The sequence below is a fragment of the Caulobacter sp. DWR1-3-2b1 genome (assembly GCF_049895765.1).
Lineage (GTDB): Bacteria > Pseudomonadota > Alphaproteobacteria > Caulobacterales > Caulobacteraceae > Caulobacter.
Window position 1 is genome coordinate 98,778 of the sequence record NZ_JAFCSZ010000011.1, and the last position, 15,605, is coordinate 114,382.

Genomic DNA, 15,605 nt, shown 5'->3' on the forward strand with positions numbered 1-15,605 from the left:
GCGCGTTGCGCGGAGAAGCGCCGCCCGATAGCCTCCCCTCAAACAACAACAAGAAGCCTTTCGGGAGAGCCAGTTCGATGCAGGGGTTGATGCAGCACGGGGCGTTGACGGTCGACAAGATCATCGACCACGCCGCTCAGTGGCACGGTAGCCGCGAAGTCGTCACGCGGTCGGTCGAGGGACCGATCGTGCGCACCACCTATGCGGCGATCCATGACCGCGCCAAGCGGGTCTCCAACGCCCTGCTGTCGCTGGGGATCAAGCCGGGCGATCGCGTCGCGACCCTGGCCTGGAACACCGGCCGGCACATGGAAGCCTGGTACGGCATCATGGGCATCGGGGCTGTGTGCCATACCCTCAATCCGCGCCTGTTTCCCGAGCAGATCGCCTGGATCGCCGACCACGCCGGTGACCGCGTGCTGTTCACCGACCTGACCTTTTTGCCGATCGTTGCGGCCATCCTGCCGAAGGTCCCAAGCATCGAGCATGTCGTCGTCTTCACCGATGGCGCGCACATGCCGTCCTTCGCGCCGGCTGGCGAGGCCCCGCACTTCAAGGGCGTCCATTGTTTCGAGACCCTGGTCGAGAGCCAGAGCGGCGACTGCGCCTGGGGCGGCTTCGACGAAACCACGGCGGCCGGGCTTTGCTACACCTCGGGCACGACGGGCGACCCCAAGGGGGTGATGTATTCGCACCGCTCCAATTTCCTGCACACCCTGATCACCCTGCAGCCCGACGTGATGGGCCTGTCGCAGCGCGACGTGATCCTGCCCGTGGTGCCGATGTTCCACGCCAACGCCTGGGGCGTGGCGTTCTCGGCTCCGGGCACGGGCGCCAAGATGGTGATGCCGGGCGCCAAGATGGACGGAGCCTCGATCTACGAGCTGCTTGAGACCGAAGGCGTCACCTTCTCGGCCGCCGTGCCCACGGTCTGGCAGATGCTGCTGCAGCACCTGCGCGACAACGACCTGAAGCTGCCGGTGCTGAAGAAGGTGGTGATCGGCGGGGCAGCCTGTCCCGAGCACATCATCCGAGCCTTCCAGGAAGACTATGACGTCGAGGTCGTCCACGCCTGGGGTATGACCGAAACCTCGCCGGTCGGCACCCTGTCGGTGATGACCGACGAACTACTCAAGCTGCCCTATGACCAGCAGATGCCCTATCGCCTGAAGCAGGGCCGGCCGCCGATGGGCGTCGAGCTGAAGCTGACCGATGACGCCGGCCAGCGCCTGCCACATGACGGCAAGAGCTTTGGCAATCTGAAGATCAAGGGCCCGATCATCGCCGCCGAATATTTCCGCGGCGCGGGCGGCAAGATCCTCGACGACGAGGGCTTCTTCGACACCGGCGACGTCGCCACCATCGACGACCACGGCTTCATGCAGATCACCGACCGCGCCAAGGACGTCGTGAAGTCCGGCGGCGAATGGATCAGCACCATCGACATCGAGAACATCGCCATGGGCCATCCCAAGGCGGCGCTGGCGGCGGTGATCGGCGTGGCCCATCCCAAGTGGGACGAGCGACCGATCCTGCTGGTCAAGCTGAAGGAGGGCGAGACCGCCACCAAGGAAGAGTTCCTGGCCTTCCTCGAAGGCAAGATCGCCAAGTGGTGGATGCCCGACGACGTGCTGTTCGTCGACGACATCCCGTTGGGAGCGACCGGCAAGATCGACAAGAAGCTCATCCGCCAGCGGCTGAAGGACTATGTCCTGCCGACCGCTGTGGTCGCCACGGCCACTCTTGCCGCCGCCGATGGCGGCCAGGCCGCGCGTATCTATGCGCCAGATCCCTCGGAGACGCCGCCGGATGTGGAGGCGATCGCCTCGGGGGAGCTTGAGGCTGGGGAGATTCACGTCGAGTCCGCCCCGGCCGAAGTCGAGCTGACGCCCGTGGTCGCCACGGAGAGCGAGGCCCTGCCGACGCCGGAAAACCTGGACGACCAGCCCCTGCGTCTGCGCGAGGCCGAGGCGGCGGGGCCGGCCGCGACCCCGGTCGCCTCGGTCGCGGACGACATGCCCTTCGCCATGCCGCTGACGCCGCGCGATCAGCGCAAGGCCAGGGCGGTGTCCGCCAAGGTGGGGCAGACGCCGGCCTGGGCGCCACTCTACCTCGATCTCGCCCTGGTGATTGCCCTGGTTCCCGGACTGCTGGTCGCCGTGGGCGCGCTGGGTGTGAAGTTTGGCCTGCTCGACCTGACGCTCGGCTACAACCAGATGGCTCAGGACTGGGCGCCGAAGGTGGCGTTGCTGAGCGTTGCAACGGGGGTTCTGGGCCTGATCATCGCCCTGATGGTCGGGTTCTCGAAGCTGTGGAAGCGGGTGTTGCTGATCCTGCTGATCACCGTCGCCACCATCGCCGCCATGCTGGGCGTCAACGCCGTGGGCGGCCGGGCGCCGCCCGTTCACGACGTGGCCACCGACTGGAAGACGCCGCTGGGATTCTCTGACGCGGCTCTGGCCGCGCGCGGCGGCTCGGCCCAAGCGGTCGAGGACGATCCAAGTCTGCCGGTCGGATCGGTGGTCTTCGCGGGCCGGCGGGTCGCCGACGTCAATGCCCAGACCTGTGCAGCGGCTCGGCCGCTGGTGCTGGAACGCAGCCCCGCTGACGCCTATGAGGTGGCCAAGGCGGCTGTGCTCGCTTCGGGGCTCACGCTGATCACCGACGATCCGATGGACGGCCGGCTGGAAGCCACGGGCCGCAGTTACTGGTACGGGCTGGTCGATGATTTGGTCGTGCGGGTTCGCCCCGACGCCGCAGGCGCGCGGGTTGATATGCGTTCCATCGGCCGCGAGGGCGGCGCCGATCTGGGCCGCAATTGCCGCCGGATCGAAAGCCTGCTGACCGCCATCAAGGGCTGAGGCGCATCAGGCCAGTCTGTAGTCGGCTTCCAGGTCAGGGGCGCCGTCGCAAAGCACCCGACCCTCTCGCACCAGCTGCTGCATGTGGGCCAGCACCGACATGGCGGCGGCCGGGTGCAGGCGGGGATCGACGGCCGCATAGAGCACGGGCACCATCGCCTTGATCCGGGTGTGACCGGCGGCCAGGGCGTCCAGGATCTGAACTTCCCGCGCCCGGCGGTGGGCGATATAGGCGTCGATGAACGGCTCGACCTCGCGCACGGGCGCGCCGTGTGTGGGCCACAGGGTGTCGAAGCTCCGAGCCCGCACCTTTTCCAGACTGGCGAAATAGTCGCCCATGTCGCCATCGGGCGGGGTGATGACCGTGGTCGACCAGCCCATGATGTGGTCGCCGCAGAAGAGCGCGTTCTCTTCCTTCAGGCCAAAACAGACATGGTTGGAGGTGTGGCCTGGTGTGGCGATCGCCTCCAGCGTCCAGCCGGGACCCGACAGGATCTGCCCATCGGCCAGTTCGACATCGGGCCGGAAGCGGCCGTCGGCGCCTTCCTCAAGTCCGGCATGGGCCTCGCCATGATCCGTCGGGGCCGCGCGGCCATAGATCGTCGCTCCCGTCAGATCGGCCAGCGGGCGGGCGAGGGGAGAGTGGTCCAGGTGATGATGAGTGACAAGAATGTGGGTCACGCGCTCGCCTCCCAGCACGGCCAGCAGCGCATCGAGATGCTCGGCGATTTCCGGGCCAGGGTCGATCACCGCCACCTCGCCCGAGCCGACGATGTAGACGCCGGTGCCGGTATAGGTGAACGGCCCCGGATTGCGGGCAATCACGCGGCGGATCAGCGGCGAGACTTGATCGCAGCGGCCGTACTCGAACTCGATCTCACGAATATAGGGGATCATCGCTGTCTCCGGCGCCGGTCTTGCGGTGGAGCCCTCCAGTAACCCTTGGAGGACTTGCCATGGTGGCGGACGCGGCGATTTTTGTCTCAAAACGGCTCCAGCGCGCGGCCTTCGCCATACTGTGTCTCGTCATGGCCCAGTTCGTCCTGGCCAGTTGCGAAGCCGAACAGTCGCCAATGGCCGCCCGGGTGTCGTTCTAGAGCCCTTTCCGACCTGATAGCTTCATCAGGGTCGGGCGAAAAGGGCTCTAAATCAGAAGTTTAGAGCATTTTTCGATCCGATAACCGTTTCACACTTATCAGAAAATGCTCTAGTCGCTCAATATATAGTGAAGCTTGCGCCCATGCCGGCGGCTGATCAGCCGGGCAGGACGCCGGACAGATCATAACCTGCCGCCGCGCCCTGGCGAACCAGGGTCTCGCGATCGCTCGCGCCCGAAAGCGCCTGGCCAATCGACCAGGTGACGATAGAGCGGGTTCCCGAACGACAGAAGGCCAGCACGGGTCCGCCCGCAGCCTCGACGGCGCGCTGGACGGCCTCGACCTGGTCGGGGCCCGGTCCACCGCGCACGGGGATGTGGACATAGTCCATGCCCGCCGCGCGGGCCGCGGCCTCAATGGCGGCGCTGGATGGCTGGCCGGGGTCCTCGCCGTCGGGCCGGTTGTTGATCACCAGAACGAACCCCTCGGCCGCGGCTCGGACAATATCGGCTTCCGTCACTTGCGGGCTGACGGAAAAGGATTCGGTGATGCGTCGGAAGTCGCTCATGGGGGCTTGCTCACTCACTGGCCGACCCGTCGCAGGCACGGGTGATAGTTGGCATCATCACGAGCGAGCGGCGTCGTGGCAACGGGCATTGTCGTAGAAGACTTGCCTTGGAAATGATCATTATCTGAAATCAATGGTCGCTTGTCGGCCTAAATGGGGTCGAAAGTGCCGCGATTCCGCAGAATGCACGGAATGTGTTTCTGCAAAGTCAAGATTGGCGAGGAGGATTTTCCCGCGCCCGCACAACCAAGGATTACAGCGTTCGGTGATCCGCGAGAGGTCATATTTTCCCGCTAAACCAAGGTTTTAGGGGTCAGTCGACGCGACTATCTGCCCCCTGCGTCGAATGGTCGGACGGTGTTTAACGATATTGCGGCGGACGTGTTGCGTTTATGCGACAACGTTAAGCGATGTGGATTACCGGGTTGTAATGTCAATTGACCCAAAACTGTCATGGCTCCTAACGTCCTCACCAACCGGGGAAATGTTTTCCGGGACACCAGTAATCTCGTGGTGCACTTGGCGCGGATTTCCGCGCCCGCCGGACGAAACGTTTCTTCAGGGGCTAGTCCGGCCGTACGCATGCACCGTGCCAGAGGGATATAATGAGCATGAACTCCACAAAGGGTAGCGTTCGCGCACGTCTGTTGACGTCGACGCTGCTGGCAGGTCTCGCGTCGATCGCGACACCGCTGGCCATCACGACCATCGCCACCGCCGTTCCGACCATGGCCAGCGCCCAAGACTACTCGAGCGGCACGCTGATCGGCACCATCAAGGACACCACGGGTGCTCCGGTCGCCGGCGCCTCCGTAAAGGTGAAGTCGCTGGCCCAAGGCTTCGAGCGCGACGTCATGACCGACTCCGACGGTCAATTCCGCATCGCCCTGATCCCGTCGGGCGGTTATTCGGTCGCCATCAGCAAGTCGGGCTTTGTTCCGGCCAGCGACGGAAACGTGAAGGTCGGTATCGGTTCGGCTTCGAACTACGGCTTCACCATCGCTGCTGAAGGCGCTGAAGTCTCCGAGATCATCGTCACCGGCAAGGCCAACCCGCAACTCGACTTCGCGGGCACCACCACCGGCCTGACCATCGATGTCGAGACGCTGACCAAGCAAGTCCCCATCGCGCGTAACGTGACCGCGCTGACCCTGTTGGCTCCGTCGGCCGTCCCCGGCGACACCGTCGGCACTTTCGTCAGCCAAGGTCAGTCGCAAGCCGCTGTCGGCGGCGCGTCGATCGGCGAGAACGTGTTCTTCGTCAACGGCCTGAACATCACCAACTTCGTGAATGGCATCGGCGCCGCCCTGGTGCCGTTCGAGTTCTACAAGACGGTCGAAGTGAAGACCGGCGGCTATCCCGCCGAATTCGGTCGCGGCACCGGCGCCGTGGTCAACGCGGTCACCAAGTCAGGCACCAACGACTTTACTTTCGGGCTGCACGGCAACTACGAGCCCAACAGCCTTCGCGAGCAAGCGCCCAACACCACCATCACCCAGAACTCGCTGACCAGCCGCACCGACAAGAGCGTGATCATCGAGGCCGGTGGCCCGATCATCAAGGATCGCCTGTTCTTCTACGGTCTGGCCAGCTTCTCTAACCTCGAGACGACCACGGCGACCACGGGCGGCACCTATGTCGAAGACCGCACGGCCGACCCGTTCTACGCCTTCAAGCTGGACGGCTACATCACCGACAAGCACCACCTCGAACTGACCTATTTCGACACCAGCCGTAAGCGCAAGCGCGACCAGTTCACCTTCAATCCGGCTAACGACGTCATCAACCCGACGCGCGCCAGCGCCGAGAGCCTGTACCAGGGTGGCGAGAACTATGTGGCTCGCTATACCGGCACCTTCACCGACTGGTTGACGGTTTCGGCCGCCTATGGCCGTAGTGAAGTCGACAACGCCGCCGTTGGTAACCTGTCGGGCATCGCTCGCGTTCAGGATACCCGCGTCACGCCAACCGTCGATCGCGCTCTGCAGCGGACCGCCGCCGGCACCTTCCCGTCGATCGCCGAGCGCGAGTTCTATCGCGCCGACGCCGATGTTTATTTCAACGTGTTCGGTTCGCACCACGTCCGCTTCGGCTACGATCAGGAAAACACGCTCCTGACGCAGTTCACCGTGCGCAACGGCGGTCGTAACTACGTCTACCGTCGCGCGGGCGCTGCTGGCGCACTGGGCGGTGCCGTGGCGGCCGGCCAAGAGTACATCGAAGGCCGCAAGTTCCAGACCGGCGGTGGTTTCGCCGGCAAGAACAAGGCCTACTACATACAGGACGCCTGGGACCTGAGCGATCGCCTGACCCTGAACCTGGGCGTCCGCAAGGACCAGTTCTCGGTTTCCGATCCGAACGGCCAAGTCTTCTCGTCGTTCGACAACGAAATCGCCCTGCGCGGCGGCTTCGCCTACGACGTGTTCGGTGATCGCAACGACAAGGTTTACGGTTCTTACGGCCGCACCTATCTGCCGGTCGCCACGAACACCGCCTTCCGTGCGGCCAGCCCGGCCATCGACGTGTCCGAATTCTGGCGCCCCGCCGGCGGCGGCACGACGTTCGGCTCGCTGAACCCGGTTACCGGTCTCCCGACCGCGGGTCTGGGCACGCAAGTCTCGGGCGGAAGCCTCGTTGCTTGCCCGGCTTCGGTTGGCAGCGCTGCTGCCGTCGGCGCGTTCTCGTGCCAAGTTCGTAACAACGGCGTGTCTCCCAACCCGGACGCTGTCGCCGCCAAGAACCTGAAGTCGACCTATCAGGACGAATACATCCTGGGCTACGAGCATCGCTTCAGCGACCTGTGGAAGGGCGGCGTCAACCTGACCTACCGCAACCTGGGTCGGATCAGCGAAGACGCCCTGCTCGACGTTGGCATCCGTAACTGGTGCGTCGCCAACGGCTACGCTCTGAAGAATGCCGCTGGCACCGGCTGCGCCGACGTCTGGTCGGGCGAGCATCAATACCTGATCATCAATCCGGGTAGCGATGTGAAGATGGTGCTCAGCGATCCGCTGCCGGGCGAGACCCAGATCCGAACGATCACGGTTACGTCCCAGCAACTGCAGTTCCCGAAGGCAAAGCGCGAGTATCTGGGCCTTGAGTTCAGCTTCGAGCGTTCGTTCGACGGCAAGTGGGGCCTGCAAGGTTCGTACACGATCTCGGAATCCAAGGGTAACTTCGAAGGCGCCTCGCGTTCGGACAACGGTCAAACCGACGCCGGCATCACGGTCGACTTCGACCACCTGGCCTTCGTCCCTGGCACCCAGGGCCTGCTGCCGAACCACCGTGCTCACCAGCTGAAGCTGTTCGGCTCCTACTCGGTTACCGAGAACCTGCTGTTCGGCTCCAACCTGTCGGTGATCTCGCCGCGCAAGTATGGTTGCATCGGCAACGCTCCGGAAAACTTTGATCCCGCCGATGGTTTCCTCGAGCAGGACTACGAGACGGCCAACGCCTCCTACGGCGCGGCCGCCCGCTTCTGCAACGACAAGGTCGCCGACCGCGGTACGGTGTTCGAGGGCGAGTGGGTAACCCGCTTCGACATCTCGGCCCGTTACTCCGTGCCGTCGAAGTTCATCCCTTCCTTGCCCTACATGGACAAGGACGAAGGTGGCCTGGTTCTTCGCGCCGATGTCTTCAACGTCTTCAATCTGGACGCGGGCATCGAGAAGGACGAGTTCGGCGAAAAGACCGGTGGCGCTGTGAACCCTGACTTTCAGAAGGTCACGGCTTATCAGGCTCCGCGCTCGGTCCGCTTCGGCTTTGACTGGGCGTTCTAAAAACGCCTGATCCTTTCGGATCGGAATTGACGGCGGGCTCTCACGAGCCCGCCGTTTTTCTTTGGGCGATCGCCGGGCCCAAGTTTTGCGGCCGTCGTGTTGCGTTTGCGGGAGCAGGGCGATGATCGTCAGGAAGCCTCGAGACGGGCCGTTCCACACCATCGTCGTGTCGCGGCCATGGGCGGCGGATGGCGGCCTTCGGCCCTGACCGATCCTCAAGATGTCTTCCGCGGTGGAGCGGCGAGGGCGCGCCCTTTGCCCTGGGTCAAACAAAAGGGCCGCCCGGTCACCCGGGCGGCCCTTTCCCCAAGCAAGGCTCGGAGCTTTGCGTAGAGTGGCTGCCCCCTACCGTACCGGCGTGTCGGCCAGCACCGAAGCGCCGCCGGGGGCGGCGCGGAGCCGGGCCGTGGCCAGTTCGTCGAGAATGGCTTCCGAGCGCGGATCGCCGAGGATCCAGGCCGAGGCCGCCAGGGTCCTCATCGAGGTCGAGCTGATGCCTAGGGCCTGTTCCAGGGCTTCGAACGGCGACTTGCCGCCATCCATGCGCTTGAGGCGGACCTCGCCCTTCAGATTGGCCAGGCTTTTGGCCTTGTCGACCGCCTGATAGAAGCCGCCCAGCTCGTCGACCAGACCCAGTTGCTTGGCCTGCTCGCCGGTCCAGACGCGGCCCTTAGCGATCTCGCGCACCCGCTCGGGCGGCAGCTTGCGGCCCTCGGCGACGCGGGTGATGAAGCCGGCATAGATGCGATCCATCCAGCCGGAGAATTTGGCGCGCTGGTCGGGGGTGAAGCCGTCGCCGGCTCCGAACGCGCCGGCATAGTCGCCGCCCACATGCACTTCGCGGGTGTCGACACCGAAACGGGCCAAGGCGTCGCCGACCGCGAACTTGCCGCCATAGACACCGATTGATCCGGTCAGGGTGGTCGGCTCGGCGATGATCGACGAGGCGCCGCTGCTGATCCAGTAACCGCCGGAGGCCGCGTATGTACCCATGCTGACCACGACCGGTTTGCCGGCGGCCTTGGCGGCTTTCACGGCCGCCAGGATCTGTTCGGAAGCCGTGTCGGACCCGCCGGGCGAAGAGACACGGAAGACGATGGCCTTGACGTCCTTGTCGGCCGTCGCGTCGTAGATCGCCTTGGCCACATCGTCGGAATAGACCGTGGAGTCGCCGCCGAACGGCGAGGCGGAGCCGCTGGTCCCGGTGACGATCGGGCCTTCCGCGCCGATCACGGCGATGGCCGGTCCGGTCTTGGCCGACGGGCGCTTGGACCGCGCGGCGTAGTCGTCGAACTCGATCAGCTTGGCGCCCTTGCCGGCCCGCGAGAGGGCCAGGGTCTGTACGTCGTTGACCTGGCCGACCCGGTCGATCAGCCCCTTGGCCTGGGCCTCCTGGGCGCTGTAGGGGCCTGCCTCAAGGTCGCGGATCAGGACGGCGGGGTCCTTCATGCGATCGGCTGCGGCCGTGGTCAGGGCCGAGCGATAGACCGAGCCCATCCACGACAGTTGCGACTCGCGGTGGGCGGGCGTGAAGTCACTATAAAGGTATGGGTTGACCGCGTTCTTGTACTCATGGCGTTGCTCGTACTCTGCCTTGACGCCGTACTTGTCGAAGAAGCGCTTGAAGAACATCGCCTCGCTGGCCACGCCCACGGCCTGGAACGAGCTGTCTGGCTGCATCCAGAACTCGCTGGAGGCTGCGCCCAGCATATAGGTCGAGGTGATCATGCCTGAGGGATAGAGGCCCTGGCTGTGGGCGTAGATTGGCTTCTTGCCGACCGAGCGGAAGTGCCTGAAGGCCAGCCGCAGTTCGTCGGCGGTGGCGGGGGCCATGCCGCCCTCGGGCAGGCGCACGAACAGCGCCTTGACCTTGTCGTCGGTCTCGGCGCGCCGCAGCGTCTCGATCACCGACATGACGGAAGTCCCGCCCCCGCCGAACGCGGCGAAGGGGTTCTGGGCCGCCTGATCGGTCAGGCCGCCGCGCAGATCCAGGTGCAGAACGGAATGGGCGGGGACCGGGGCGGGACGCGTCGCGCCAGCGGCCATCACGATCAACAGGAAGGGTACGCCGACCAGGAACAACATCAGGCCGACAAACACGCCCGCCACGGTCAGAAAGAACTGCTTCATCGAAGATCCCGTCACCAATTCAGTCGTAAACTAACGACTGTCGCGCGCACGTACAAATGAACAGCACGCAACACTGGTCAGGGAGGCCGAAAGAAAGGGATTGATGCGGGAAAATATGGTCGGAGTGGCAGGATTTGAACCTGCGACCCCTGCGTCCCGAACGCAGTGCTCTACCAGACTGAGCCACACTCCGACTTGGAGGGCGGCTTATAGAGGCGCGGTTACGCCCTCGCAAGGGTCAAATATGGCGCTCGAAAAAGAAGTTCAAAGCGACGTTGCATCCGTCCGACTCCTGCGCTATCTCCACCGCCTCGCCGAGCCCCACGGGGTTTCGCCGTTCCTGCTGGGGAATGGTGTAATGGTAACACAGCGGTTTTTGGTACCGTCGTTCTAGGTTCGAGTCCTAGTTCCCCAGCCACTTCTTCCTTCTTTACGAACGCATCGCGGCAGTCGCCGCCTTGCGCTGGCGCGATCGCATTTGGCGATAAAGCTGCGCGCGTCGCGTGCGGGCATCGATTCTCAATGTCGAGAGTTGAGTCACTGGTCTAGCCGAGACCTCGATTCGCATTCTGTTACATTTGATCAAGCGTGACCGGCATGAAGCCGAGCGTGATCACGGTTTGCGTATCGCCGGTCTCTATTTCGCGGTCCGAAACAGAGAAGATTGGTCGAATAATCGATCTGCAGGTCCAATTGATCCAATCAGTACTTGTATTCCAACGTGGGGGGTGTATCTCCAAATCAAAGCCTGATTGGAGACGTAATCATGGAAGACAAAGCCTCGCTCATCGAGCTTACTGCGGAAATCGTGGCCAACTATGTCGCGAATAATAGCACGCCGATTTCCGATCTTCCGGCTCTGATTCGCGCTACGCACGACGCCCTTGCAGGTATTGGCTCGCCGGAAGCTCCAGTTGTCGAGGCCGTTACGAAGGCTACGTCGGCGCAGATTCGCAAGAGCATCACGCCAGACGCCCTGATCAGCTTCGAAGACGGCAAGCCCTACAAGACCCTGAAGCGCCACCTGACCACGCACGGCATGACCGTCGCCGAATACAAGGCCAAGTGGGGTCTGCCAAACGACTACCCGACCACGGCGCCAGCCTATAGCGAGGCCCGCTCGGCAATGGCCAAGGCCCTGGGCCTGGGTCAAGGCGGCCGCAAGGCCAAGAGCCCGGCCAAGGCGCCGCGCGCTCGCAAGGCCTAAGCCTTCCGGATCATCAGTATTGAAAAAGGCCGGCGCATCGCCGGCCTTTTTTGATTCAAACCCCGCTGAGGCCAAGGCCTGGCGCGTCAGGCTGACGCTCGCCGCCGCCGTTAAGCGGGCGCTGCATCCAGACCAGATCGACCCAGCGGCCGAACTTGTGTCCCATGGCCGGAAAAACGCCCTGCTTTTCGAAGCCCATGGCCGCGTGCAGGCCGATGGAGGCCTTGTTGCCGCTGTCTCCGATCACCGCGCACATCTGGCGAAGGCCCAGCGCTTCGCACTCGCCGATCAGGGCGCCCAGCAGGGCCTTGCCGACACCCTTGCCGACGACGTCCGGGGAAACATAGACGCTGTCCTCGACCGTGTATCGATAGGCAGCGCGCAGGCGGAACGGGCCGGCATAGGCATAGCCCAGCACGACGCCGTCCTGCTCGGCGACCAGATAGGGCAGGCCGCGATCCAGGAAGGTCGCGCGGCGGCGGGCCACCTCGTCCTCGCCGGGCGGGTCCTCCTCGAAGGTGCCCAGGCCGTTCAAGACGTTCCAGGCATAGATCGCCGTGATCTCGGGGATATCGGCGTCGGTGGAGGCGCGAACGGTGACCATTAGATCCTCTCCCTAGCGGGGGAGTTGGCCCGAAGGGCCTGAGGGGGAAGTGATCCCCACCGCCGGCCAACTTCCCCCTCCGTCGCCTTCGGCGACACCTCCCCCGCTAGGGGGAGGATCTTTCGATCGGCCAAGTTCAAGCCTCCCAGCCCTTCTCGACCGCCCAGACCGCGAAGGCATAGTCGAGCGCGATCTCCTTGAGGAAATCAAACCGCCCCGAAGCCCCGCCGTGGCCGGCGTCCATGTTGATCTTCAGCAGCACCGGCTTGCCGCTGGTGGTGGCCGGCCGCAGCTTGGCGACCCACTTCTCCGGCTCCCAATAGGTGACGCGCGGGTCTGAGAGACCGCCGGTGGCCAGCACGGCCGGATAGGGCTTGGCCGACACATTGTCGTAGGGCGAATAGCTGGCGATGTAGTCGTAGGCCGCCTTGTCCTCCAGCGGATTGCCCCATTCGGGCCATTCCGGCGGGGTCAGGGGCAGGGTGGTGTCGCTCATGGTGTTGACCACGTCGACGAACGGCACCGCGGCGATGATCCCGGCGAACAGGTCGGGCCGCATATTGGTGATCGCGCCCATCAGGAGCCCGCCGGCCGAACCGCCATAGGCCACCGAGTTGGCGGGCTTGCCATAGCCAGCCGCGTGCAGGTGCTCGGCGCAGGCGATAAAGTCGCTGAAGGTGTTTTTCTTCTTGAACTTCTTGCCGTCCAAGAACCAGCTCCAGCCCTTTTCCGAACCGCCGCGCGGGCAGGCCGTGGCCCAGATCCAACCGCGATCGACGAGGCTGAAATTGCGGATCGAGAAGCTTGCCTCCATCGAGATGCCGTAGGAGCCATAGCCGTAGAGCAGCAGCGGGGCGCTGCCATCCAGCTTGGTCCCCTTCTTCATCAGCACGAAGATCGGCACGTCGGTCCCGTCAGACGCCTTGGCGTTCAGGCGGCGGGTCTCATACTGGGCCGGATCGTGGCCCGAGGGGATTTCCTGGGTCTTGCGCAGGGTCCGCTGGCGGCTGGCCATGTCATAGTCGAACCACTGCCGCGGCGTGGTCATCGAGTTGTAGACGAACCGGACTGTGGTGGTGTCGTACTCATAGCCACCCTCCAGGCTCAGCGCATAGGCGGCCTCGTCAAAGTCGACCACATGTTCGTCGCCGCCTTTAGCCGTGACGACGATGCGGTTGACGGCGTCGACCTTTTCCAGCCGCGCGAAGTGGTTCTTGAAGGCGGTCATGCCCACGATCAGCCGGCCCGGCTTGTGCACCACCCAGTCCTTCCAGTGCGCCTTGCCGGGCGAGGCCTCGGGGGCCGTGACCAGCTTCCAGTCCACCGCGCCGTCGGCGTTGGTGCGGATCACGAAGTGGTCGTTCCAGTGGTCCAGCTCGTAGCGCAGGCCGACCTTACGGGGCTCGACGACCACCGGCTTGGCGGTGGGGTCGCTGGCCGGGATCAGCAGGTTTTCGCTGGTCTCCTGATTGCCGCAGCTGATGACGATGAACTTCTCGGACGACACCGTACCGACGCCAATGAAGAAGCCGTCATCGGGCTCGTCATAGATCAGCACGTCGTCCTTGGCGCCGCCGCGCGCCGGGCGACGATGGATGCGGGCCGGGCGGCCGTTGTCGTCCCGGAAGGTCCAGAACAGCCACTGGCTGTCGGGCGAGAAGCAGAAGTCGCCGGTTGTGCTTTCGACCGGACTTTCCAGCACGGCGCCGGTGGCCAGGTCCTTGAGGTGGATGCGGTAGACTTCCGAGCCCTGCTCGTCGACGGCGAAGGCGTAGAGCTCGTGGTCCGGCGAATGGCTAGCTGCGCCCACTTGGTAGAAGGCCTTGCCCTTGCTCTCGGTCTCTTCGTTCAGCAGGATCTGCTCGGCCCCGCCGCCCTTGGGCTTGCGGGCATGGATCGGGTGCTGAGCTCCGGTCTCGAAGCGGGTGTAGTATTCCCACGGACCGTCGGGGGCGGGAACGCTGGCGTCGTCCTGCTTGATGCGGCCCTTCATCTCTTCGAACATCGCCGTCTGCAGCGGCTCGGTCGAGGCCAGCATCGCCTTGGTGTAGGCGTTCTCGGCGGTGAGATGCTCTTTGACGTCGGGCTTGATCAGCGACGGGTCGCGCAGAACCTTCTGCCAGTTGTCGTCCTTCATCCACGCATAGTCATCGGTCCGAACCCGGCCCAGCTGCTCGATGCGCTTGGGCTCCTTCTTGGCGACGGGCGGGACGGGGCGAGCGGCTTTGGGTGCGGACATGGAGATTCCGGGAATGAAAACTGGAGTGGAAATAAGCACCGCAGCGGCGCTCGTCATCATCTGACGTCGGTTCATGATGCTTATTTCCCCCACCAACTCGTAAACGCCCTCTGCGGCAGAACGCCAGCTTGCGGGGCAGGGCGGGTCTGGTCAAACTGAACCGGCAAAGCGCGCCGATGTGCGTGGAGCGGGGGTAGTACAGTTAGGGGCGACGATGGTTTACGACCTGTCCGTCGATCTGATCCAGGCGACTGTTCAGCTTGAGCAGCCGCTCAAGGACGGCTCGCGAACGGTCGGAACCGGCTTCCTGATCGCCGATACCGACGCCGACGGTCGGCCGCGCACCATTCTGATCACCGCCGCTCACGTCTTCGACCGGATGCCCTCTTACTCGGCCAAGATCGGCTATCGCATCCAGGCCAAGGACGGCGCCTGGCGCTACGATCCCCAGACCCTGAAGATCCGCGACGGCGACCATCCGCTGTGGGTCAAGCACGCCGGCCGCGACGTCGCCGCCATCGAGGTCGAAGCGCCTCCGGAGTTTGCCAAGGCCGCCATTCCGCTGGCCTGGCTGGCCAAGGACGACACCTTCAGCGAGTACAAGCTGGGGCCCGGTGACGAGATGATGGCGCTGGGCTTTCCGCGTGGCCTGTCGGCCAACCCGGCCGGCTTCCCGATCCTGCGGTCTGGCCGGGTAGCCTCTTATCCGTTAGCTCCAGCCACCGCCTTTCCGACCTTCCTGATGGATTTCTCGGTGTTTCCCGGCAATTCCGGCGGACCGGTGTTCATGGCCGAGGGCGCGCGGCGCCGGCCGGGCTCAACCGAGTCGCAGGAAGTACAGTTCATTGCCGGCATACTGACCCAGCAGGTCGAGCTGTCGGGCGAGCGGCTGGAAATCGGCATCGTCACCCACGCCAAATATATCCGCGAGACGATCGGCCTGCTCGGCAAGCCGCCTGTCTCGACTGTGGCCGCCACGATCCGGATCGAACCGCTCATCCACGGCGCGACGGCTGCCTCGGCGGCGGTTTCGGCCAGCGCCATGGGCATTGGGCGCTAGGAAAACCTCGGAACCTTCGCATCTATAAGCCCGTTCTTGTGGGGACTTTCACCCCAACAG

The 15,605-nt window shown here is 64.4% G+C and carries 9 protein-coding genes, 2 tRNA genes and 1 pseudogene; 6 read left to right on the forward strand and 6 right to left on the reverse strand.

Translation table 11 applies throughout. The features are described 5' to 3' along the window. The first annotated feature begins 77 nt into the window (after positions 1-77). Positions 78-2,861 (forward strand): long-chain-fatty-acid--CoA ligase, encoded by a 2,784-nt coding sequence (locus ACP69S_RS12230; protein ID WP_425997564.1) that lies wholly within the window; start codon positions 78-80, stop codon positions 2,859-2,861. Positions 2,862-2,867: 6 nt separating this feature from the next. Here ACP69S_RS12230 and ACP69S_RS12235 read toward each other — a convergent pair whose 3' ends face one another. Further along, the gene (locus ACP69S_RS12235; protein WP_425997566.1) at positions 2,868-3,758 is read right to left on the reverse strand and encodes an MBL fold metallo-hydrolase; all 891 of its coding nucleotides are present in this window, start codon (positions 3,756-3,758) and stop codon (positions 2,868-2,870) included. 59 nt (positions 3,759-3,817) lie between these two features. Between ACP69S_RS12235 and ACP69S_RS12240 the strand changes: the two genes are divergently transcribed. Beyond that, complete coding sequence (locus ACP69S_RS12240) at positions 3,818-3,958, forward strand: hypothetical protein (RefSeq protein WP_425997568.1); 141 nt, start codon at positions 3,818-3,820, stop codon at positions 3,956-3,958. 157 nt (positions 3,959-4,115) lie between these two features. Here ACP69S_RS12240 and ACP69S_RS12245 read toward each other — a convergent pair whose 3' ends face one another. After that, entirely contained in the window at positions 4,116-4,526 is a 411-nt protein-coding gene (locus ACP69S_RS12245) for a TIGR01244 family sulfur transferase (RefSeq protein WP_425997570.1), read from the reverse strand. 611 nt (positions 4,527-5,137) lie between these two features. Between ACP69S_RS12245 and ACP69S_RS12250 the strand changes: the two genes are divergently transcribed. Continuing rightward, entirely contained in the window at positions 5,138-8,305 is a 3,168-nt protein-coding gene (locus tag ACP69S_RS12250) for a TonB-dependent receptor (protein ID WP_425997572.1), read from the forward strand. A 345-nt stretch (positions 8,306-8,650) separates the two neighbouring features. Here ACP69S_RS12250 and sppA read toward each other — a convergent pair whose 3' ends face one another. Beyond that, the gene (gene sppA, locus ACP69S_RS12255; protein ID WP_425997574.1) at positions 8,651-10,435 is read right to left on the reverse strand and encodes a signal peptide peptidase SppA; all 1,785 of its coding nucleotides are present in this window, start codon (positions 10,433-10,435) and stop codon (positions 8,651-8,653) included. Positions 10,436-10,551: 116 nt separating this feature from the next. Next, positions 10,552-10,628 (reverse strand) — tRNA-Pro (locus ACP69S_RS12260). 151 nt (positions 10,629-10,779) lie between these two features. Here ACP69S_RS12260 and ACP69S_RS12265 point away from each other — a divergent pair. Further along, positions 10,780-10,853 (forward strand) — tRNA-Gln (locus ACP69S_RS12265). 348 nt (positions 10,854-11,201) lie between these two features. Beyond that, positions 11,202-11,642, forward strand: a complete 441-nt coding sequence (locus tag ACP69S_RS12270; RefSeq protein WP_425997576.1) for a MucR family transcriptional regulator — start codon at positions 11,202-11,204, stop codon at positions 11,640-11,642. Between the two features lie 55 nt (positions 11,643-11,697). Here the strand turns inward: ACP69S_RS12270 and ACP69S_RS12275 are convergent, their stop codons facing one another. Both ACP69S_RS12275 and ACP69S_RS12280 read right to left on the reverse strand, forming a co-directional pair. Beyond that, positions 11,698-12,246, reverse strand: a complete 549-nt coding sequence (locus ACP69S_RS12275) for a GNAT family N-acetyltransferase (protein WP_425997578.1) — start codon at positions 12,244-12,246, stop codon at positions 11,698-11,700. Positions 12,247-12,382: 136 nt separating this feature from the next. After that, complete coding sequence (locus tag ACP69S_RS12280) at positions 12,383-14,560, reverse strand: S9 family peptidase (protein ID WP_425997580.1); 2,178 nt, start codon at positions 14,558-14,560, stop codon at positions 12,383-12,385. 35 nt (positions 14,561-14,595) lie between these two features. Between ACP69S_RS12280 and ACP69S_RS12285 the strand changes: the two are divergent. Next, positions 14,596-15,423: pseudogene (locus ACP69S_RS12285) on the forward strand (trypsin-like serine peptidase); the annotation flags it as partial. Positions 15,424-15,605: the final 182 nt, after the last annotated feature.